14 protein-coding genes are annotated in these 23,718 nt (G+C 50.2%); 11 read left to right on the top strand and 3 right to left on the bottom strand.

The annotated features are described in order from the left end of the window. Positions 1–104: 104 nt before the first annotated feature. Both D0S45_07120 and pbpC read left to right on the top strand, forming a co-directional pair. Positions 105–5,504, top strand: a complete 5,400-nt coding sequence (locus D0S45_07120) for an alpha-2-macroglobulin family protein (protein TIH17420.1) — start codon at positions 105–107, stop codon at positions 5,502–5,504. Between the two features lie 110 nt (positions 5,505–5,614). Beyond that, the gene (gene pbpC, locus D0S45_07115; protein TIH17419.1) at positions 5,615–7,921 is read left to right on the top strand and encodes a penicillin-binding protein 1C; all 2,307 of its coding nucleotides are present in this window, start codon (positions 5,615–5,617) and stop codon (positions 7,919–7,921) included. A 22-nt stretch (positions 7,922–7,943) separates the two neighbouring features. Here pbpC and D0S45_07110 read toward each other — a convergent pair whose 3' ends face one another. Then, a complete protein-coding gene (locus tag D0S45_07110) occupies positions 7,944–9,515 on the bottom strand; it encodes a hypothetical protein (protein ID TIH17418.1) in 1,572 nt (523 codons plus the stop codon). 203 nt (positions 9,516–9,718) lie between these two features. On the opposite strand from D0S45_07110, the gene D0S45_07105 reads away from it, so the two are divergent. The 5 genes from D0S45_07105 to D0S45_07085 all read left to right on the top strand — a co-directional run bounded on the left by D0S45_07105 (position 9,719) and on the right by D0S45_07085 (position 14,890). After that, positions 9,719–10,996 carry a 2-hydroxyacyl-CoA dehydratase gene (locus tag D0S45_07105; GenBank protein ID TIH17417.1) on the top strand — a complete coding sequence of 426 codons (1,278 nt, stop codon included), beginning with the start codon at positions 9,719–9,721 and terminating at the stop codon, positions 10,994–10,996. A gap of 50 nt (positions 10,997–11,046) precedes the next feature. After that, positions 11,047–11,799, top strand: a complete 753-nt coding sequence (locus D0S45_07100) for a 3-hydroxyacyl-ACP dehydratase (protein TIH17416.1) — start codon at positions 11,047–11,049, stop codon at positions 11,797–11,799. A 120-nt stretch (positions 11,800–11,919) separates the two neighbouring features. Beyond that, positions 11,920–13,431, top strand: coding sequence for a 30S ribosomal protein S1 (locus tag D0S45_07095; GenBank protein TIH17415.1), 1,512 nt, complete (start codon positions 11,920–11,922; stop codon positions 13,429–13,431). 206 nt (positions 13,432–13,637) lie between these two features. Then, complete coding sequence (locus D0S45_07090; GenBank protein TIH17414.1) at positions 13,638–14,360, top strand: sulfite exporter TauE/SafE family protein; 723 nt, start codon at positions 13,638–13,640, stop codon at positions 14,358–14,360. Between the two features lie 26 nt (positions 14,361–14,386). Next, positions 14,387–14,890: an FxsA family protein gene (locus D0S45_07085; GenBank protein TIH17413.1), complete on the top strand. Its 504-nt coding sequence runs from the start codon at positions 14,387–14,389 to the stop codon at positions 14,888–14,890. A gap of 84 nt (positions 14,891–14,974) precedes the next feature. Here D0S45_07085 and D0S45_07080 read toward each other — a convergent pair whose 3' ends face one another. Both D0S45_07080 and D0S45_07075 read right to left on the bottom strand, forming a co-directional pair. Next, a complete protein-coding gene (locus D0S45_07080; GenBank protein TIH17412.1) occupies positions 14,975–15,700 on the bottom strand; it encodes a septal ring lytic transglycosylase RlpA family protein in 726 nt (241 codons plus the stop codon). Between the two features lie 97 nt (positions 15,701–15,797). Next, entirely contained in the window at positions 15,798–16,106 is a 309-nt protein-coding gene (locus tag D0S45_07075; protein ID TIH17411.1) for a hypothetical protein, read from the bottom strand. Positions 16,107–16,145: 39 nt separating this feature from the next. Here D0S45_07075 and rlmD point away from each other — a divergent pair, with 39 nt between their 5' ends. The 4 genes from rlmD (at position 16,146) to D0S45_07055 (ending at position 23,510) form a co-directional block, all read left to right on the top strand. Continuing rightward, the gene (rlmD, locus tag D0S45_07070) at positions 16,146–17,543 is read left to right on the top strand and encodes a 23S rRNA (uracil(1939)-C(5))-methyltransferase RlmD (GenBank protein ID TIH17410.1); all 1,398 of its coding nucleotides are present in this window, start codon (positions 16,146–16,148) and stop codon (positions 17,541–17,543) included. Between the two features lie 17 nt (positions 17,544–17,560). Next, complete coding sequence (locus D0S45_07065; protein TIH17409.1) at positions 17,561–21,484, top strand: adenylate cyclase; 3,924 nt, start codon at positions 17,561–17,563, stop codon at positions 21,482–21,484. 57 nt (positions 21,485–21,541) lie between these two features. Next, the gene (locus D0S45_07060; protein ID TIH17408.1) at positions 21,542–22,786 is read left to right on the top strand and encodes an HD domain-containing protein; all 1,245 of its coding nucleotides are present in this window, start codon (positions 21,542–21,544) and stop codon (positions 22,784–22,786) included. A 238-nt stretch (positions 22,787–23,024) separates the two neighbouring features. Continuing rightward, positions 23,025–23,510: a CBS domain-containing protein gene (locus D0S45_07055; GenBank protein ID TIH17407.1), complete on the top strand. Its 486-nt coding sequence runs from the start codon at positions 23,025–23,027 to the stop codon at positions 23,508–23,510. Positions 23,511–23,718 lie beyond the last annotated feature (208 nt).

Here is a 23,718-nt window from a genome sequence, read left to right as displayed (position 1 = left end):
AAAAGGGCATCTTCAGCACGATGACTGCGCGGAAAAAAAATGGCATTATCAGCGTAGCAATAAACGTAATTAAATAAATTTTACATAAAGACGAGGATTTCAACATGGACAGAGGACCGACCCCGTTCAAGGATAAAAAAAACATCATCATCGCCCTACTGCTCATGATATGCATCATTCAGGCGGCTGGTTTACTCAAAACCAAACACGATTCCGTATCCGCTAGAATGGATTCCGGGGAAGGGGTAAAAGTAACTGACGTAAGCCTCGACAGTCAGGGCTATTCGCAGTTGCTGCTGGCCTTTGACATGCCCATCGGCCCGGAAGTTCCCTCCTTTGCTCTGAAAAAAGCCCCGGCCACTATCACCCCGGAAGTGAAAGGGGAATGGCGCTGGATCAATCCCTATGCTCTACGCTTTACTGCCGACCCGGCTTTCAAGGGCGACACCAGCTTCACCATAGAACTGAAACCGGAAAATTTTCTGCTCAGCGGCCAGAGACTTGATGGCGAAAAAACTTTCAAAGTGCAGACCGGAAGTTTCGGGGTCAAAGAAATCGGTATGCGTACCGAGCCTGTAGCGGGTCAGGGACGCAAAGTCCGTATAGAGGGGCACATCAATTTCAGTAATTATGTAACCCCGGAAAATACACTAAAAAATATTTCTCTGACCGGACCGGACGGCAAAGATGTCCCCTTAAGCATCACCACCAATTATGATGACTACTACCAGCGTTTTGTAAGCGCACCCGTGGAAAAGGAAGTAGAACCCAAAACATACGTCCTTAAAATAAACAAAGACCTTCCTGACGGCCGCGGAGCCATGGTTCTGGGCAAAGATTATGAAAAGAAAATCGAAGTAGTTTTCAACCCTGTACTCGGATACTCAGGCTACAAGGCCGCAAGCTCCCTTTCCGGGGCAAGAGTGGAATTGGGATTTTCCAGTCCGGTTATCCCGGCAAAGGGGCTTGAGATGCTGAGCATCAAACCCGCCGTCAAGGTTTCAGCTGCCGCGTCCGGTAAAAAACTGATCCTTTCCGGCTCATTCGAACCGGGTAAAAAATATTCCGTAGCTCTGAAAAAAGGTCTTGCCGCTGCTGACGGGGCTTTGCTTGAAAAGAGCATCACTGAAAATATCATCATCCCGGACATAGCACCCACAGCCGATTTCTCCTCCGCCGGCATGTTTCTCTCTGAATCCGGCTACAAAACCCTTGGGATAGATACCGTCAACACCCGCGAAGTGAACGTCACCGTGGACCGGGTATTTCCCAACAACCTTTTCTCACTCTTCACCCATTACGGCTACATGGCCTTTGATCCCAGCACTTACGGCGGCGGAATTTCCGCAGCTCTGGGAAACCGTATTTTCTCCGGCAAAATCAAGACTTCCGCTAAAAAGAACGTAAAAAAGACCACCCCGCTCTCAGTGAAAAGCTTTATTGCCGAAGGAGGCAAAGGTCTTTACCGCATAGCGGCGACTGTTCCGGGCAAAGGCCAGGGAGTGCAACGCTGGGTCATGATCACCGACCTCGGCGTGGTCGCCAAGCAAGGCGACAAAGAAACCCTGTTCTGGATTTCCTCACTTTCCAATCTCAAGCCCGTGGTTGATGCCAAGGTACAGCTGATCAGCAACCGCAACCAGATAATGGCAACCGGGACCACTAATTCACGGGGCATGCTGATCATCAAGAAAAAAGACATGAGTAAGGACCTCGGCCGCCCGTACATGGCTGTGGTCACCCGCAAAAATGACATGACTTTCATGCTCATGGACCGCTTTGCCACTGATCGCTCCGGGCTGGACATAGCCGGACAGCGGCTCTCACCCAAGGGGCTGACCGCTTTCACTTACGGAGAACGCAATCTCTACCGTCCCGGCGAAACCGTTAAAGGCGTAGCTGTGGTCCGCGACCGCAAACTTGAGCCGCCTAAGAAAATGCCCGTAGTCCTGATCTATTCCGACCAGCGCGGACGGGAACTTTTCCGCCGCACTGCGCATACCGATGATCAGGGTTTGGTTGAATTCAAACGAGCCATCCCCGACTACTCGCCTACCGGACAGTTCAACATCAAACTGCTCGCAGGTAATGAACGTATCGGTAACTTCCGCTATTCCGTGGAAGATTTCATGCCTGACCGCATCAGCGCGGAAATTATCACCACCAAAACAGCTTCTGTGGGGCAGAATCTTGATTTCGAGGTGGAAGGCCGCTACCTGTTCGGACCTCCGGCTGAGAATCTTCCAGTCAGCGCACGGGCAATGCTCGAACCTGTGGAATTCAAACCTGAAGGATACGAAGCTTATCGATTCAACACCGATAAAAGCACCTTCAAACCTCGTGAGATTTTGAAGACTGAAGCCAAGCTTAACGAGTCCGGCAAGTTTTCCTTCTCGGTTCCTATCCCTGCGTCCATCAAGTCCGATTCAGCTATTCAGGCTAGGCTTACCGCACGGGTCAGCGAAACCGGAGGACGCGGAGTAACAGCGACTAAGACCGATCCGGTACGTATTTCAAAATTCTATCCCGGCCTGAAAAGATTGACCAAGCAAGGCTATGAACAAGGCGAGTCCGTTAAGCTCGACTACGTGACCCTGACCCCGGAAGGCGATAAGACCAAGGCCGGAAAGCTGCTCATGAAGCTTTACCGTGACCGTTGGCAGACCATTGTCCGGGCCACCCCGTCCGGTTCATATAAATATGTTACCGAGCGTGACCCGCAATTGCTAGAGACCCGCGAAATATCCGCCAAGGATGCTATCGGAACATTCAAAGTCAGCCCGCCGGAATTCGGCAGCTACCGGGTAATCCTCAGCGATCCCGAATCCGGTGTTTCCGCACAGGCGGACTTTTTCTGCGGCGGCTGGGGTTATTCCCCGTGGGCCTTAGAAAATCCGGCCCGACTTGAGATCATCCCCACCCGCAAGGGTGACTACAAACCCGGCGAAATGGCCCAGTACCAGATTCGCACTCCCTTTGCCGGACGCATGCTGATCGCCATTGAAGATAACTCCATTCGCTGGACCAAAACTCTTGAGGTTAAGGGCAACACTGCCACCATCAAAGTTCCGGTGCAAAAAGGAATCAGCCCCAATGCATACGTAACCGCCACCCTGATCCGCTCGGTGAACAAGCTTGAAGCAGGTTCCAGCGCACGGGCAGTGGGCGCGGTGCCTTTGTTTGTGGATCGCGAAAGCAACAGGCTCGGTATCGATATAACCTGTCCCAAGACAACCCGTCCTGAACGGACCGTAGCCCTGCAAATAAATACCAAACCCGGCGCAAAACTGACTATTGCCGCGGTAGACGAAGGCATCCTGCGCCTCTCCGGGCAGAAAACACCCAGCCCCTTCGACTACTTCTACGCCAAGCGTGCCCTTGCTGTGCGCTGGTCCGATACCTTCGGGCTGCTCATGCCTGATGCCGGACCTATCAATAAGGCCGTTGCAGGCGGCGGCATGGAACTGGCTATGATGAAGCAATTTGCAGGCAGTTCCGCCATCCGCAGAGTCAAGCCGGTCACCTTTTGGTCCGGGATCATCACTGCGGATAAGCATGGTAAGGCCATCTTCAATGCCGAGATCCCCGAATTCAGCGGTGCTTTGCGCATCATGGCTGTAGTCAGTGACGGCAGAAAATTCGGCTCGGCCTCGAAAATCATGACCGTGCGTTCACCGCTCATGGTAACACCGACCCTGCCCCGTTTCCTTGCCCCGGATGAAATATTCGATATCCCGGTCAGCGTACGCAACGACACCCCGCAAGACGGCAAGTTCAATATAACTGTGTCGACCAACGGATCCTTGCAGAATAAAATGGGGCTTGAAGGTTTCATCGTACCGCAAGGCAGACAGAAGACCGCTTTCTTCAAAACTCAGACTGAAGCGGACCTCGGTCCGGCAGCCTTCAAATTCTCAGCTGAAGGCAACAATGAAATAGCCGAAACCAGCATTGATCTGAACATCCGCGCGGCTCTGCCTGTGCAGCGTTCATCCCAGTCCGGTTTCATGAAAGATAAATCAACCAAGCTTTCAGCAAAACTTGAAAGCATGAGGCCCGCCACCATCGAGCGCACACTGCTTATCGGTAACCAGCCCATGCTTCGCCTTACCGGGAAGCTCGATTATCTGCTTCATTATCCTTACGGATGCGCGGAGCAGACCGTATCTCAGGCATTTCCGCTGCTGAAATTCCCTGAACTGGCCCGCGAGCTTTCGCCTCAGTCTTTTGATAAAGAATCCCCGCAATACATGGTTCAGTCCGCCCTGAGCAGGCTGTCCATGATGCAGACATCCGACGGTGGTTTTTCCATGTGGCCCGGCGGACATCGTTCCGAGCCGTGGGTATCCGTCTACGTGCTGCATTTTCTGCAACAGGCCGCCATTTCCGGTTATCAGGTGGATAGTATGCTCTTAAGCCGGGCAAAACGCTATGCTGCAACAAACTACGCTGACACCATCCGCGAGGGCTATTCCTACCGTCTGCCCTGCTACGCCCAGTATGTGCTGGCCCGTTCCGGCAAGGTCATGCACGGTCCCATGAACTACCTGCGCGAACAAAAAGCAGCGGACATGGATAAGCTTTCCCTAACCCTGCTTGCTGGAGCCTTTGCCGCTTCCGGTGACATGGCAGCCTATCGGGAACTTATCTCGGCCAAACCTGCCGCAGTAAAAGGTAAGGACAAGGATCAGCTGTTCAGCTCGGAAGTACGTGATCTAGCACTTGAACTTTTGGTGCGCATGGAAGCTGACCGCAAGGACGGAGCCATCCCGCAGCTTGCCAACAAGCTTTACAATCTCATGGCTGACGATGGACGCAATGTGACTCAGGACAATGCTCTTGGTTTCCTTGCGCTGGGCACTTTCTTCGGACAGACCAAGTCCGCGCCGCATCCGGCAGGAAAGATCATGAGTGGTGGTAAGGAGCTTGCTTCATTTGAAACCAGCGGAACCGCGCAGGTTACGGTTAAAGGCAATGCGGATCTTTCCATTGAGTTGGATTCCACGCCCGAAGAAGGAACTTTTGTCTGGGCAGTTAACAGCCGCGCAGTACCGACCATCGAAAGTTGGAAGTCTTATTCCAACGGGCTTGAAATCAAACGCGAGTTTCTGACCCGCGACGGTGAGCCGCTGGACATAAACTCCATTAAGCAGGGTCAACTTGTTGCCATGCGCACTGTGGTCAGTTCCACAGCCAAGCCTGTATCCAATGCGGTGATCAGTTGTCTGTTACCGTCCGGTCTGGAACCGGAGAACACCAAACTTGCCACCCGCGAGGATTTACCATGGATCGACAAAGGCAATGTTCGCCCCGACCATGTAGATATTCGCGATGACCGGGTACTTGTATTCTCGTCTATCCCTGCAAAGGGCAAGGTTGAGAACGTGACCCTGCTGCGGGCCGTGACCCGTGGGGAGTTCAAAGTACCTCCGGTGCAGGTGGAAGGGATGTATGATCCTGAAAAGTCCGCAGCTACCGCGCTTGGTAAGATGATTATTAAATAGTTTGCCTCCGGCGGCTGGGGAAGGGGAAACTCTTGCAAGAGTTTCCCCTTCCCCAGACCCCATCCCCTTCAGAACCTTTTAGTTGCACCGTTGGTTAAGTTCATATCGTGATGAGGAAGAGAAATTTATTTATATTTGGTGGAGTCGTATTCTTCCTGATCGCGTCCTTTTTTGCGCTCGATCTACTTTTCCCGTTTCCTAAGCACAAGCTGCATCCTCCTGTTGCCTCGGTTGTTAGAGACCGTGAAGGCAAAGCCTTGCGTATTTTCCTGCCCCCGGATGGGGCGCGGCGTATGCATGCGGACTTTGCAAAGGTTTCACCGGAATTAAAAAAGACTCTCATTGCTTCGGAAGATCGATGGTTTGAATACCATCCGGGGATTAATCCGGTTTCAATTATTCGTGCTGCTGTTGCCAATATCGCTGCCGGACGTGTTGTTTCCGGGGCCTCGACTATCCCCATGCAGATTGCGCGCATGGCTGAGCCGAAGAAGAGAACTTTATGGGCAAAAAGTATTGAAGCTTTCCGGGCTTTGCAGCTTAAGCTGCATCATTCTAATGATGAACTGCTGGAAATTTACCTGAACATGCTACCCTATGGCGGAAATATCGTCGGCGTTGGAGCGGCTTCCCATTTTTATTTCGGGCATGCCCCGGACACTCTTTCACTTGGTGAATCTGCCTTACTGACCACCATTCCGCGTGGACCTGTTTTTTATGATCCACTACGCAATCCGCAGCAGGCGCGGGCAGGACGAAATCGGATTATGCTCCAATTAGCGGAAAAGGGAGTTTTCCCTACGGATGAAATTGAACGCAACATGAAGTTGCCGTTACCGGATTCTATTCGTCCCGTACCGCTCAAGGCTCCTCATTTTTGCCGCATGGTTTTAGAACGCGGTGGTCGAGTTCCTGAAACAATCACCACCCTTAATTCCGACTTACAGCAATATGCTCAGAACATGCTGGAGACCCACGTGGCCCGTTTGCGTGGGGATGACATAGACAACGCAGCCTGCGTAATCATTCATATTCCTAGCCGTGAGATACGGGCATTGGTCGGTTCAGCGGACTTCTTTGAAAAAGGATTCGGTGGGGCAATTAATCTGGCTGGCACCAAACGTTCTCCCGGCTCGACCCTCAAACCTTTTATTTACGGGCTGGCCTTTGATCAGGGCAAGCTGGTCCCGGAATCATTTGTATATGACATCCCGGTGGATTACGCAGGATACTCCCCGCAAAACTACGACCACATGTACCACGGACAGGTCACGGTTCGGCAGGCCCTTGCCAAGTCCCTCAACATCCCGGCAGTAAACACTCTCGCCCGAACCGGGGTGGCGGAATTCATCGATCTGCTCAAAAAAGGCGGGATCAGCACTCTTGAGAAAGCTCCAATGGAGTACGGTTTGCCCCTTGCGCTTGGCGGATGTGAAATCAAGCTGACCGAATTGACGAATCTTTATGCATCGCTGGCTGATGGCGGGAAATTTAAACCATTCAGCGTCACTGCCGGGGAAAACAATATCAGCGCGCAGATTCTTTCCCCGGAATCAGCATGGCTGGTCCTTGAAATGCTTTCCTCAGTGACCAGACCGGAAATGAACGAAACATGGATGCTCACCCGCGACATGCCCGAAGCCGCGTGGAAAACCGGAACATCATTCGGTCATCGAGACGCATGGGCTGTAGGGATTTCAGGGAATTACGCCATCGGCGTCTGGGTAGGCAACCCGGACGGCAGGCCGCGCAAGGGTATTTCCGGGGCAGTCCATGCCGGACCGCTGCTCTTTGACCTGCTCCGTCTGGCTGCTCCCGGCGGAAAACTGCCCCAGCCGCCGGAAGGTTCCGGCATCAGCGAGGTGGAAGTCTGCGCCCATAGTCGACAGCTTCCCGGCCCGTTCTGTTCCAAGCGCACCACCATGCGTACCCTTTCCGGTAAAACACGGCTGCATCCCTGTGAAGATTGCCGACAAATTTTCGTGGACGGTAAAAGCGGTTACCGCATTTCCGGGGAATGTCTCGGACGCAAGGGCATCAAAACAAAAATAATCCGCACCATCCCTGCTAAGCTGGCAAGATGGCGGGCTGAAAACAACCTCGAAATACCTCAGTTGCCACCACTAGCCCCGGATTGCGACCTGATTCCATCCGGCATCGCCCCGAAAATTATCTCCCCGGCAGCGAATACACCCTATTTACTACGCAAGGACACCCCGCTGAAATTCCAGCAGATAGCCCTCAAAGCCGAAGCAGGCCCGGACAGCGGAACCCTACACTGGTTCCTTGATGGCCGATTGGTAAGTCAGGGAAAGTTTGATGAAAAGCTGTTCACTGAAATAAGTGTCGGGAAACACAGGATTTCAGTAAGTGATGAGATTGGGCGGGTGGATGCTGTGGAGTTTGAGGTGCGTTAAAGTTAACTCTGCACTCTCCCCTCTACCCCCACCGATCCCCCAAAGCCCGCGAAGCAATACAACACCCCGCTGCCATGGCAGACCATTCGATAATTTCCGGTAATGATATGGTACTGTTGAAGTCACCAAGATGCGGTCCGGTGGTCAGGGGAATATCTTCCTTATTCTTTTCGATGGAATATGCCTTATCCGGCTCCATGCCGCATTTGATGAGATATTTGCGAAACTCATCATCTTCTAAAATTTCCTGATCCACCACGCGCATGAATTCGAACATGTGTCGATCCACGCCCATTTCATTAATCATGTCCTGCACCAGTTCAGGGATGTGCAGGTCAATTTCATTATGAAACTCTTTTCCGGTGAATCCCAAATAATATTGATCGAAACAATGTTTCACCACACGCTCAAAGAAATCAGCATCAAAGAGATGGCGGGCATCAATGGGTTCGTTATTCCCGTCCAAGCCGCAAAGCTGAGGTTCCTGCGCCCGGAACCAGCTGCCCAGCACCAGCAGGATAGACATGAAATGTGACCCGATGGCCCAATAAAAAGGATCACGACCCGGTTTCATAACCTGAAAATGTTCAAAATCCCGCAATCCCGAACGCCCGAAATTGGGATAACGGCAGGAATCAAGCCAGCGGTCCAGCCTGCCGAATCTGCGCCATTCGTAGACTCCTTCATCCGTGCGCCGAGTAGCCTGCACCCGGTTATGAAAAAGAGGAATGGGCGCATCGTGCACTATGCCCTGCCCGGCAAGTTGGCCCAGCAGAAAAGAATTACGGCCCATAATTTCCAGCATTTCATCAGCGCAGCAGCGTTTCTCCTCGCGGTCATCGTTGGGGTAGATAAAGTAATCGCTGTGGGCATGATAAGCCATGGCGTAAAGTTCTTCGTGCAAATTCTCCGGCGCGCTTGCGGGCAGTCCTTCCAGTTTGAAAACAACGTGCCCCCCGATGGTATACGGGCACGGGCAATCGAAACGAATACCTTCGGTCCCGGACTCATTGCAGAGCCGTTCCATCCAGCGTCCTTCAAGATGCAATCCTTCGGGAACCTCGCCCTTACGCAAAATTTTGATAGCGAAGATTCTGTTCTCGCCTTCGGCCTGCATGACCGCGCTACGCCCTGAGAATACAGGATCGCCCACTACTTCGGCATTTTTGAGCAAGATTTCCCACTTTACAGAAGGAGCAAAGCCGGAAAACGATTCCGGGGGATCAGGCAATGAAATCTCAAAGGGCAATCCCCCCAGCCCGCCGGAAGCCTCTACAGCAGCATATTTTTTACAGCTTGAAGCAGCCTGAATCTGCAAGTGCAAAGCTGAATGCGAAACAGCAGAGTCCGGACAGCCGTGCCCGATGCTAGCCAGCGCCTTGGCGCATTCCCGGTAAAGAAGTTGCGACATGCGCTGGGAGCTGTAGCGTTGCTCCATGATCACATCCCAGACTGCATGAACGATCTCATCATCCGCACATGCCGGTTCCTTCTGGAGCAATGCCCGCAGGTTGCGGACATCCATGTAGGCCGCGCTGAATTCCCGTTCCGGGGTCAAACCCCGCGCGTATGCTGTAGCTTCGTCTTTTCTCAATTTCTCCCCCGAAATAAATGTGATGGAGAGAGTTATATGAAACCCCGCGTTAAAGCCAGCGAAAGGAATTTCACTTATCGGACAGACAAATCCATTAATCTCAAACAGATAATTTAAATCAATTTGTCGCAGCCCCGAAACTGATTTATCCAAGAGAGGTTTAGCCGTAACCTTTTTCAACAATAAATTCGGGAGATTTGATCATGGAAAAAGCTTCGTACACCGATATGTGGGAAAACCTGAACCTCGATATTGAAGCTCATGAAGGGCTGCTGGAAGTTCTGGGAAAATTCTACGGTGACATCTACATGAGCCAGCAGGGCCGCTTGCAGGGTATGGAATATCTTGATTTCGTACTCTCAGAGGTCCACGGTCTGCGTATTCAGGAATTGGTGGATGCCCAAAAACAAGGCCGCAAAATTATCGGTACTTTCTGCGTTTTTGTTCCCGAAGAATTGACCCTTGCAGTGGATGCCATCCAAGTGGGACTCTGCGCCGGAGCTGATGCCGGAACTGAGGCAGCCGAGACCGTTGTCCCCCGCAACACCTGCGCCCTGATCAAATCTTTCATCGGTTTCAAAATGGCCAAAATCTGCCCTTACACCGAATCCTGCGACCTGATCATCGGTGAAACCACCTGCGACGGCAAAAAGAAAGCCTACGAGGCATTCGGAGAAATGGCCCCCATGTACGTCATGGAAATCCCCCAGCGCAAGGAAGCTTCAGACCGTGAACTCTGGAAAGCCGAAGTAATGCGTTACAAAGAAAAACTTGAAAAGCTGACCGGAAAAACCATCACCGCCGAAACTCTCAAGAAATCCATCAAAACCGTCAATGACAAGCGTCGTGCCCTGCAACGGTTGAACACCCTGCGCGCCGCTGTACCCACTCCCATTTCCGGGCGTGATGTGCTGCTTATCAATCAGGTCAGTTTTTATGATGATCCGGTGCGCTTCACCAACTCCATCAACGCCCTTTGCGACCAGATCGAAGAACGCATCGCCAAAAGTGAAGGCATCGTTCCTGAAAAAACTCCCCGGCTCATGCTGGCAGGGTGCCCCATGGCTGTGCCCAACTGGAAGCTGCCCTACATCGTGGAAAGCTCCGGCGCGGTGGTTGTTTCCGAAGAATCCTGTATCGGAACCCGTAACTCCCGTGATCTGGTAGACGAATCCGCTGAGACCGTAGAAGAAATGATCGACGCAATCTGCGACCGCTACATGAAAATCGACTGTGCCTGCTTCACTCCCAACAATGAACGTTTGGAAAACATCACCAAGCTGGCTAAAGAAACCAAAGTGGATGGCGTAATCCATTATTCACTCATGTTCTGTCAGCCATACACCCACGAAACTTTCAAAGTGGAAAAAGCTCTTGCCGATTCCGAAGTGCCCATGCTGGCAATCGAAACAGATTACAGCATGGAAGATGTAGAGCAATTAAAGACCCGTGTTGAAGCATTTGTAGAAATTATATCTTAGTATTAAAAGGGGTAGGTGTTTTACATCTACCCCTTTTAATAGGAGTTTACATGATAGCAGGCATTGATATTGGATCACGTTCCATGGAACTGGTGGTTATTGATGGTGATGAAATCGCCATCAAACGCAAGCTCCCCACTACTTTTGATCCATCATCGCAGATTAATAAAATTCTGGACGGCGTAAAGCTTAAACGCATTGCCGCCACCGGATATGGGCGCAAACTGGTAACTGAAGAACTTACCGGCTGCGAATGCATTTCACTCACTGAAATTAAGGCATACGCGCTGGGCGTTTCGCACCTTTACCCGGAAGCACGAACCATTCTGGATATAGGTGGGCAGGATACCAAGGCCATTTCCCTGCTCGGTAAAGGAAAAGTGGCAAAATTTGAAATGAATGACCGTTGCGCTGCCGGGACCGGAAAATTTCTGGAACATCTGGCGACTGTATTTCAGATTCCCATTGAAGATTTCGGAAGCTATGCGCTGGAAGGTAGCGAACCGCTCCAGATCAACAGTATGTGTACTGTTTTTGCTGAGACCGAAGCCACCTCGCTCATGGCGCAGGGCAAAAATCCGCGCGATATTGCGCTGGGTCTGCATGGGTCCATTGTACGCCGCACAACCAATATGCTGAGCCGGGTTGGTTTGAAAGGACCGCTGGTCTTTGCCGGAGGAGTTGCAAACAACCCCTGTGTTGTCAGTATGTTAGAAGAATCACTAGACATAAAACCGCTCATTCCTGAAGAACCAGATTTCGCAGGGGCACTGGGCGCGGCTAGGCACGGAAAAGCGCAATAAAAAATATATGAATAAATCGTTTGAAAATTGCGCCTTTTCCCGTTAGGTTCCCATTGTTCACGGCACTATAAAAAACCTACCTTGCCGGGACCAATTTGCCCTTTCAGGAGATACAAGAGCATGTCCGAGAAAAACTTGGAAACAAATGGCGAAGAGAACTTTGCCGAACTGTTTGAAGCCTTCCAGTCCGAATCCAACGACAACCTTCAGGTCGGAGACCAAATCAAAGGAACTGTCATTTCCATCACCAAAGATTCCGTGTTTGTTGACACCGGGTCCAAGGTAGATGGAATTGTCGACCGCGATGAGCTGACCAATGAAGAAGGCGAACTGACAGTTAAGGACGGAGACAGCGTGGAACTCTACGTTATCTCCATGAACAACAATGAAATCGTACTTTCCAAAGCCATGTCCGGCGCGGGCGGTCTCAATATGCTGCGTGAAGCATACGAGAACAAAGTCCCGGTCGAAGGCAAGGTTGCAGAAACCTGCAAAGGCGGCTTCAGAGTTAAAATGATGCACCGCAAAGTGTTCTGCCCGGTCAGCCAGATCGACACCTCGTTTGTCGAAGACGCTGAAGCTTTTGTTGGCAGCACCCACAATTTTCAGGTCATCAAGTTCGAAGAAAACGGTCGCAACGTCGTTGTTTCCAGAAGAGTTCTTCTCGAACAGGAACAGGAAAAAGTCCGCGAGCAGTTTATGCAGGACGTCCAGCCCGATGCGGTTCTCGACGGTAAAGTCACCAAACTGATGCCTTTCGGCGCATTTGTTGAACTCGCACCCGGCGTAGAAGGCATGGTTCACATTTCTGAACTGAGCTGGTCCCGCTCCGCCAAGCCGGAGGACATCGTCCAGCCCGGTGATGAAGTAACTGTACGCATCCTTGCCATGGAGCCGCGCAAAGACGGTAAAGGCCTCAAAATAGGCCTGTCCCTCAAGCAGCTTCAGGCAGATCCTTGGGATGAAGTAGGCGACAAGTTCAATGCCGGCGATAAAATCAGCGGCACTGTTGTCCGCTGTGCCGACTTCGGTGCTTTCGTTGAAATCGCACCCGGCATTGAAGGTCTCGTGCACATTTCCGAGATGAGCTACACCAAGCGCGTACACAAGCCGGAAGACGAAGTTTCCCCCGGTCAGGAAGTTGCTGTCATGGTCAAGGATATCGATCCGGTCAAACGCCGCATCGGTCTGTCCATGAAAGACGCTGCCGGTGATCCTTGGATGGATATGGAAGACACCTTCAAGGTTGGTCAGGGAGTAGAGGGTACTGTTGAGAACCGCGCTGAGTTCGGTATCTTCATCAACCTCGCTCCCGGCATTACCGGTCTGCTGCCCATGTCCCGCATTACCCGCTCCGGCAAACAGGCTGAACTTGAAGCCCTTAAGCCCGGTGACAAGGTGACCATCTCCATCGAAGAGATCAACACCTCTGACCGCAAGGTAACCCTCACCGCAGGTGACGCAAAGAAGGCTGACGGAGACAACGACTGGAAAGAATACACCAAGTCCGCTCCCAAGAAGTCCGCATCCCGCAAATCCGCTCCCAGAACTTCCTCCACCTCCGGTGGCTCCGGTGGTTTCGGCGGTCTGCTCGGTGACAAGCTTCAGGCAGCCCTGAAAAACAAAAAATAGTCATTCCAAAGGCCGGGCTTCCTTATAGAAGTCCGGCCTTTTTTTTATTCTGCTGCATATAATAAAACTACCGCCGGAATCAATGAGCCAGAGGGCGTTGCTAATTTTCCCCGACAACGTAACCCTGCTGGACATACGCAATATTTAGTTTTCTGCTTCACTCTTTTTCAACTGCCCTATGCAGTTCATCCTGAAAAGGATTTACCATGTCTCCATACTTCCTTGTTCCACTAATTTTCTTCAGTGCCAGTTTTCTGCAAGGACTGACCGGGTTCGGTTCAGCCTTGATTGCCATGCCTCTGCTCTCATTTGTTGTTGATATCAAAACAGCGGTGGTAATAAGTGCACTATGTGGAATCTGCATCAACTTGAGCCAAACTGTCTCTCTACGCTCGAACCTTGATATGAAGAAAATAGGACCATTGCTTTTAGGCTGCATACCCGGGGCAGCATTCGGGACATACAGCCTCAAAGAATTTGATAGTCAGGTAATTCTGCTCTGCCTAGGCTGCCTTGTTGCCGGATACGCAACATTTTCACTACTGATCAAGCCGGTAAAGTTAAATATCAAACCGACATGGGGCGTCATTCCCGGCTTCCTTACCGGGGCAATAACCGCATCAGTTGGAGCAGGTGGACCGCCTACAATCATATTTTCGTCTTTATCCGGATGGGAAAAAAACGATTTCAAAGCGACTTTGGCTGGCTTTTTCCTATCCGCTGCGGGTTTTTCCGCCATCGGCCACGCCGCCAGCGGCCTGACCACACTTTATTCGATAAAACTTTTTCTAGTTTCATTATTGCCGGTACTTGTAGGAACTAAGATAGGAAATGGAGTTGCGGGAAAAGTTTCGGAAAATCTTTACAGAAGAATCGTGATGATTCTGCTTGTCTTCATAGGATTGATGCTTATATTCCAGAACGTCTAACTATGAAATTAAGCACGGGAGATTAAATGTTCGCTAAGATTTTTCTGGGTTTTGTACTTATTCCCCTGATCGATCTCTACATTCTGGTACAGATCGGTTCAGAAATCGGGACCCTCAATGCCATTGCCCTCTGTCTGCTCACCGCCTTTGTCGGTGCGGCCCTTGCCAAGTCACAAGGCGTGGCCACCATGCAGAAGGTTCAGGAAAACCTCAATAAAGGCATCATGCCCGCCGAGGATATCCTTGACGCTATACTTATATTTCTGGCCGGACTGGTCCTGCTCACCCCCGGCTTCATGACCGATATATTCGGCCTGCTCATCCTCTTCCCGCTCACCCGCAACTATTTCAAGCGCATGCTCAGGTCCCAGTTCGAAAATATGAAGAAGAATCCTAACATCCATGTGGTCCACCACAATTCAGAATTCACAGCCTGGACCAATCAGGAACAGCCCAAACGCCGCATTGACCACGATGTCATTGATGTAGAGGTTGAAAATAAAGATAAGGATGATAAGCCGCTACAATAATGCTGGCTACAATTCAAACTCAAAAAAGTCCCGCAACACTTGCCGTGTTGCGGGACTTTTTCATATCAAATTTTTTAAAAAAAACTAATCCTGAATCACATCCGCCAAAACAAAGGTTCCCGGAAAACCCTTCCCAAGTGAAACGTGGGCTTTGCGGACATTTGCCAAGGTCTTGTACATGCCAAGCTGAACCTTGAAAATCTGGGCACTGTCGGTGACGACCCGGACGGTGCGGGTATTATGGAATCCGGCCTTGTTCAGCCTTTCAATGAGACGATCGGCATTGGCCTTAACCTTGTAGGCCCCGGCCTGAATGTAGAATGCGCCGTAAAGCTTCTTGTGCACAATGACTGGAGCAGGAGCGGCAACAGGTTTCGGTTCTGGCTCCGGGCGGTAGGGCTCAATAAGCACCTTGACCTTGCCTGCATCAATAAAGCCCAGCTTCTGGGCTGCGGCGCGGGAAAGATCGATAATACGGTCCGGCACAAAGGGACCGCGATCATTGATGATTACTGCAACTTTCTTTTTATTGCTGAGGTTGGTTACATTTACTTTCACACCCAGCGGCAAATAATTGTGGGCGGCGGTCATTTTTTCCATGTCATAAGGTTCACCGCTGGCGGTAAGCTTGCCCTGAAACTTTTCCCCATACCACGAAGCCATGCCTTGCTCTTTATAATCTGCGGGAATCACAATTGTTTCAGACGCGGAAATAGTCTCTTCGGTTTTGTTCTGAGTCTCATCCTGCGCAAAAGAAGGAACCGCAACCATCAGCAACAAAAGCTGTACAAAGGAAAACCATCTAGTCATTTATCTCTCCTGCCCAATTTATATAATGCATGTTACCATTATGCAGATTTCGGGGCGGTGGCAAGCTTACAAACATTCAGACGATGACGAAAGTGCTCTAGAGCTTTTTCATTTCGCGACGGTGCTTCTCTTCGTTATACTCGCCAAGCTCGTACATGCGAATTTTATTGCTACGCGGAAACTCTCTCTTGAAAAGGGTCTTCAGGAGTTTTTTCATGCCCTTGAATGCGGCTTGATGCTCGATTGTTTCATAACCGTCTTCGTAAATAATGTATTCCAGCTCCCGAATATGCAAAATTAAAAGGGAACGGTTGCGTTTATACGTGCGCAGGTCTATGCAATGCCCCACGGGAAGTTTTTTAAGCTTCCGCAAAACCGATTCAAGTGCTGTAGCTTTATCAATCATAAACCGGAGCGTACAGCGACCAAAGGAGAACTGTCAAACATGAGTAATGATACCAAGCCTATCCGTAAGGGCGATATAGTTGAAACCAAGATTGAATCACTGGCTTTCGGAGGCCGAGGCATCGGACGCTACGAAGGACTGACCCTGTTTGTGGAAGGGGTCGTACCGGGTCAAACAGTTCTCTGCGAGATCACCAAGTCAAAAAAGAGATTCGCCGAGGCCAGACGGACTGAAATTGTCAGCCACGTTGAAGAAGAACAGACTCCTCCCTGCGAATATTTCGGAACCTGCGGCGGCTGCCTGCATCAGGACATTAAATACAGTGCGCAAACATTCTGGAAAGGACGTCAGGTCTGTGAAACTCTGGAACGCATCGGAAAAATTGCGGAAGACACGCCGGGCATGGGCAAAGAAGCGCAGCCTTCCCCTCTCGAATACGGCTACCGTAACAAAATGGAATTTTCTTTCCACGGTATCGGTGATTCCCTTAAATTAGGATTCAAAAGACGCGGCTCGGAAACCGAAGTACTGAACATTCACAGCTGTCCCCTGCTCCCGGAGCAGTGTGCTGATATCCCGAAACTGGTCCGGGACTATTGCGCTGCAACCGGGGTCGGCACCTACCGCCACAACCGGGGCGGATACTGGCGCAAGCTGGTGGTCCGTTTCTCCCACCACAGCGGGGAAATGATGATCCATTTGATCACCGAACCTGCAAAGTCTCACCACACCATCAAAGGGCTGGGAAAACTTCTTTTTGATAACATCCCGCAGCTTAAGAGTTTCGCGCACTCCACTCGCAAGGGACGTGCGGACCTCGCCACCGGGGAAAGACTCATTTCGCTGACCGGACTGGATTACATTACCGAAACACTGACCCGAGCCGACGGCAGCGAAGTCAATTACCGGATCACACCCAACGCTTTTTTCCAGACCAACTCTAAAGGCGCGGAGATTCTGTACCGAAAAAGTACGGAACTGGCTGCTCCCGGCCTCAATGATGTAGTCTGGGACCTTTTTTGCGGCTCCGGCGGCATAGGCATGTTCATGGCCAAGGATGTGGGCAAACTTATCGGCATAGAGGTTTCCGAAGAGTCCGTAAAATCAGCAAAAGAAAACGCAAAGCTTAATGGACTTGAGAACACGCAATACCTCGTGGGTAACCTTGCTTCCGAAAAAGGATTACCTGCCAATCTGGACCGCCCGGATATGGTCATTGTGGACCCTCCGCGTTCCGGGGTTCCCGATCCGTCCCTGAAAAAATTGGTTGAGTTGGGACCGGAAAAAATTCTCTACATTTCCTGCAACCCTGCAACCCTGGCCCGTGATGTGGCTAAAATGGAAAATAAATACAGACTGGACCGCTTCGCAGCAGTAGATATGTTCCCGCATACAGCGCATGTGGAATCCATCGCGCTGTTGACGAAAACAGGGTAAACAGGTCAGGATATTTTATGGCTGAGACAGAAACACATGACACCCTGCTCGTGGAACTGCGCAGGCTGAATCTTTACCCTCCTGAAGAGCGGCAGCTTGCAGAATTGCGTTACAAGATTGACGGCAAATTCAGCAGGACTCAAACTCCCCCGGACGGACTTGAGTCAGCCAGATACACCATGCTGTTTTACGGTCTCGGCCTTAAAGCCATTGAGCGGGAAGCTGAACAGAGTGCTAAAATATCATATGCCCCGGTGCCGGATGATACGACCGAGGACATCTGTCTCGACAACCTCTCTCTGATGGGGCCTTGTGGTAGAAACCTTGCAGCTCTGCTTCTCTGCAATCGGTTACTTCCATTTTCACGGGTCAAGAACTGGTTCTCCCGGCAACATGATAAGATCGCCATTGCCGTGGCAGACCGCATGCTCGCTGTTCACGACAACGATGTGCCGGAAAGGATAAAATTCGCAAAGTCAATTCTTGATCTGGCCAACGAACTGGGTCTATCCGAGAGCATTGATTTATTTGAAAAGAACGGAACCAGCAAAGGGCAAATAACATTTAGTTCACTGGCCCGGTTCATGGCTGGCAATTATGGGAAAACATGTCGGAAGAAACTGCGCGAGCCTGAAAGTCTGGACGAAATAGCGCTTTGTGCTGAAAGTATGCCTCCCTACCCGGACAACGAGATAGTCACAGACGTCTCCTTCCACCTGAAAACCATGGACCCCATAATCATGGAAAAGGTGCTCCGTGCAGTGGAAAGACTCACTGATGAAATTGACGATGAACTGCTCAAAGAAGTCCTGCCGCTGGCTCAATCGCCTTCCCTGCCCTTGGCCAAAGCAGCAATGGATTTTTTGGCTAAATTCGGGAACAGCCGGAGAGGCAGGATTTTCGCCCAGATTTTCAATGAAGCTCCCAAACTCCGAGCGGAGCTGATCAACCGGGTTCCGCTGCTGAGCAGTGACAATTTCGCGCGCTTCATGAGCGAAATCCCAGAAGGATTTCGTACCCCGGTGCTGGCGGTACTCTTTTCAACCATCAGTGAGGAGGACCCGCAATGTTTCGGAAACATTTTAAACGATGTTCTCAAACAATCCCGCAGCAAAAAGAAAAGTGCTATCAAGCCGATACTGGCCCGGATAATCGATCTAGACTCTCTCAGTGAACCGCTCAGGCCTGAAATACCGGAAGGCAAAAACGTCCCCGGTGTAGATTTCATCAAACAGGGCGGCCCCATTGTACTCAACATTGAGAACAAGGAGCAGGAACAGAGGGGATTCAAGCGAATTTTCGGAAAACCGGTAGTCCAGTCCGACGGCATGCCGGATGTGTACACAGATGGACAAATAACCAACCAGCGGCTGCACAAACTCAACAAATGGAAAAGCCTCTCCCGCGGGATAACCTTCCAAACTTCAACATTTTCAGCCTGCGAATTCAAAGAATCATTTATGGAGGAATGCTCCTTCAAAGGCTGCACTTTTGAGGGCTGCACCTTCAGCAATGCTGTTTTTCTGGAATGTGAATTCAAGGATTGCAATTTCAGCAGCTGCTCCCTTGATGAATCTACATTTTATGACTGTACAGTTGAGAACTGTTCCTTTGAAACTTCACATTTTGATTCAGCAGTTTTCTTCTTGAGCAACCTCAAGAATTGTCAATTCAAAGCAGTTGCCACTCCGGGCACATACTTCTGTCGCACAAGATTTACGCAGCTCTTATTTCAAGCGTGCGATTTCCGGGAAGCATTCTTTTATAAGGGCATGCTCACAGGGTGCGACTTCAGCTTGTCGGACTTTGAAACCGCACTGTTCAGAGACACGGGCATCCACGGTTCATATTTTTCAGAATGCAATACCAACGGTTGCAGAGCCATGAACATCAAAACAGGAGCACCGGAATTACTTCAGGCTCAGGACCGAACCTTTGCAGCAAGACTGACTGCAAGGGAAATACAGAAGAAAAGATCCGCAGGATTCGGTGACATCAGTGAATATGGTCGTGGAATTCTGCACAAAACCATCAAACGGTGGTTTGTGCTTAAGGATATAGAACGCTGCCACAACTACTTCGCGGAGAACAACAACAGAAGACTGGACTGGGCCGAATCCAAATTGGATAGTCACAGCAGGAAACTACTGAAATTAATTCCCGCACTGCTGCATACAAACGTATTTGAAATAAAGTCAGGGATGGACCATCTCTGCATGGGCTCCAGAATCTGCGGATACGAGCTAACCCCGCTGACCAGCAGGCTGCTGGAAGAATTCTTTCCGGAAGTGAATTACGACGTCAGTGCGAAATCAGCCATTCCTATTGAAGCTTTCATGTCCATCGGCAGTACCGGGACCATAGCCCAGACCCCGGATTCTGACCTGGACTGCTGGGTCTGCTGCGACTTTGCCGGAAAAACGGATGAAGACAGGGAAAAACTAAAAATAAAACTCGCAGCCATCGAAAAATGGGCCATGAATGAATTCGGACTGGAAATTCATTTTTTCATCATGGACACCCGCGAAATCCGCAACAACCGTTTCGGATTGAGTGATGCGGAAAGTTCAGGGTCCGCACAGAGCGCAATACTCAAAGAAGAATTCTACCGCACAGCCTTACTGTTAGCGGGCAAGCCGCCCCTATGGTGGTTTACCCCTCCCGAAGCCAACGAAAAGACATACAGTGACAGTAAAAAGAAAGTCGTCCTGCTCAAAGGTAAAGATTTTTTCATAGACCTCGGCAACATTCCCAACATTCCGGTTGAAGAATTCTTTGGGGCATCCCTCTGGCAGATTGTTAAAGGCATTAAAAGCCCCTTCAAATCCATCATGAAATTCGGTCTCTTGGAGCTTTACACTTCGGGCAGTAAATACTCCTTGCTCTGCGAGAAGCTGAAAAAGAACATAATCAGCGGGAAACGCAGTATCAAACGGGTTGATCCATACATGCGCCTTTATCAGGAGCTGGCGGAGTTTTACAAATCACACGGTAATGAGGATTATATCTGGCTCACAGCCATGGCCTTGCGCTTAAAATGCGGCCTTGTAGGGGAAACAGGTCTTCAGTCCTCCCCGCGCCGTCCCGAAGAAGTTGAACTTATGGAATTCACTATGAATCTCTCCGGTGATGAAGTCGGCGGAGCTTTTGAAGGATTCAAAGATCTTTCGGATTTCAGTTCCGTGGCTGAACTGGGCAGGCGGATTAACCAGTTCATGATCAACACCTACATGAAGGTCCGGGGAGAACAGGACAAAATTCCCGGCATATCCATCACCCCTGAAGACCTGACCCGCTTGGGCAGGGTTATATTTTCCACCTTTGCCAAACGCCAGAACAAAATCCTGCGCTTATCTCTGCCCGGCCCCAGAACCCACTTTTTCAATTCCATCAATATCTCCCGCTCAGAACAAAAGGGGATCTGGAATGTTTATGGGGAATACCCCGATGAATCCGGGGCCAGAAACATCCTGACCCGCATTGAATCAGGACCTGATCTTAACTTCATGTTGGTCTGGCTGGCCCTGAACGACTTGTATAATCAGGATATGCAAATCAAAACCGACATCAGTTCCGGTCCGCTACGGGAGCGTGAAATAAAGAAACTATTCAGTGACCTGATGCTCTTTTTCCCTTCTAAGAAAACGTTCAATGTACCCATTGAGGAAACTCTTACTACGGAGCGTCTGACAAGAGGTTTTTTCATCGTGAACCTGTGCGTACCGCCTGAAAGCAAAAAAATTCAGGAAGTACATTTTGTATACAGCACCAATTGGGGTGAAGTTTTTTGCAGGCCGCTCAAGGTCAGTATGAAATTAGTCGAAACCCCGGAAAAATATCTGAAAGATGAGCTGGGCTCACTTTGCGACGGGGAAATTAAACTGGGACAATTTGTTCCGCAGAATTCTGAATGCCCGTACCTTAAGATCCCGGTGGTCTAGGGCTTCAGGCAACAGACAAAGCACCACCGGATAAAAACAGAACCAAGGAAAAACCCAATGCCCATAATTCGCAAAAGCCTGCTCCAGCTTATTTTTTCCGGTTCATTCATGAAAAGGTGGAACGATAAACTCCGGCCCATGGAACTGGTGGAAGTGGATAAGCAAGCCCACAAAATGATTGCCGCTTGGATTCTCTTCGTCCTTAACGGGGAAAAGCTGGAAACAAGAGAAAAGATCAGACTGGGCAATGAAATCGTAGAGGGCGGCATTTTCGAGTACCTTTTCCGCATGGTTATCACCGACATCAAGCCCCCGGTATTCTACCGCATCAAGGAAAACCCTGAACATTACCAAAAACTTACCAAGTGGGTACTCAAGCAGCTCAGACCGCGACTCATGCCGCTGGGCAAAGAATTCTGGGAAAGACTTACCGAATATTATATCAATCCCGATGAGAATTCACTCTCCCGTCAAATTTTAGATGCCTCACACATGTATGCCAGCTATTCCGAATTCAAGCTGCTTAAACATCTGAACCAGATGGATGATGAACTGACCGGAATTGAACAAAGTTTCATTGACCGTTTGAAATCCTATTCCGACCTTGAAGGAGTAAGCGAATTACTTCATTCGGAATCAACCCCGCTGGGCAGATTTGCCGACCTCTGCGGGCGGCTGCGCTTCCAGACACGCTGGTCCCAGACTCCGCGTGTCCCGGAAACATCCGTGCTGGGGCACGTCTTCATTGTGGCAACATTCGCATGGTTCTTCAGCCTTGAAAAAGGGGCTTGTCCGTCCAGAAAGCAAAATAATTTCTTTAGCGGACTATTCCACGATATCCCGGAACTGCTAACTCGCGACATTATCTCCCCGGTGAAGAAATCAGACCCCACCATCGGCGAATTGATCAGGGAATACGAAGATCAGGAAATGGAAAGACGGATAATGGCTCCACTAAAGGAAAACGGCTACGACCAGATAGCGGATCGGCTGGGCTATTTTCTAGGGGTGGAAACAGGTTCTGAATTTGACGCCGCGGCTATAGTCGGCGGTTTTGCCAAAAAAGTTTCCACAGATGAACTTGATGCCCGTTACAATGACGACTCCTACGATCCCAAAGACGGCGAGTTGCTCAAACTCTGCGACCATCTTGCCGCCTTTATGGAAGCATACAACGCCCTGCAAAACGGGATCACTTCCCCGCAACTGCATCAGGCATACTGGCGAATCAGCCAAAGTTACATGGAAGATCCGGTTGTAGCCGGTATTCACGTAGGACCGCTGCTGGCGGACTTTGAATAATCCACCTTTGCGTGAAACCCGGAAATATGGTTTAATTATTGTGAAAGACTAGAGATTGCTGACAAAGTCAAAATCATCAGATTGCTAAGAAAATTCCAGATGCTAGGCGCAAGAAAAATAATGGAACGAAGTGTAGTTAGACATACGTGAGTTTCAATATTTTTCGCAGCAACAACGCAGATGGTGCTTTATCAGCAGTCTGACCGCTAACCACAGGACTGTTCAAAAGGAGAAGTCGATGCTGCTGAGAAAAAGAGCATGGGATATAATGAATGAAGAATTTTCCACAATTGCTGAATCCGCAAGCCTTTCCGAGGCGGTACGCTCTCTCCGGGACAGCATGAAGGAAGCACCGGACAACCATATTGTGGTGGTTAAAAAGAAAAACGGCTCCCTGCGTGGAGTGGTATCCATATGGACCATGCTTAAGGCGGTAGAAGATCTGGTACTCAAAGATGAAGACCTAACCCTGACCGAAGAAGCGGATTGGGACCGGGCCTTTAAAAGAGCCGGAACAGCATGCTGCTCCGCCGCCCTTGATGATCACATTGAGGAAGATGTTGCTATTCTCAAGCCCACTGACCCCATGCTGGTTGTATTAGAAATTTTCCGCAAAAAGAAAAGAACCTGGGCACTGGTGCAGGAAGGCGGGAACATCATCGGCGTGGTGCTGCTCAGCGATGTATACCGCGAAGTCACCCGCGATCTGGTTCAGCAATTTTAAAGCCTCCGGCGGCTAAAACCCTTTGAAAAGGGTTTGTTCCACTGTCGTTATCTCTAAGACTCGCGGAAGACCGCTCGCCTAAGAGCTAATGCTAGAATCCCAAACTTTTTTAGTTCGGCTTCCCCGCTTCGTATAACAATTTGTCATCATATAAAAAAACGGCCCTGCTTTCTTTATGGAAACAGGGCCTATTCTATTGTTTATGAAA

The organism is Marinifilum sp. JC120 (assembly GCA_004923195.1).
Classification (GTDB): Bacteria; Desulfobacterota; Desulfovibrionia; order Desulfovibrionales; family Desulfovibrionaceae; genus Maridesulfovibrio.
Note: the sequence above shows the minus strand (reverse complement) of the source record. Positions and strands in the feature narration are given on the sequence as shown.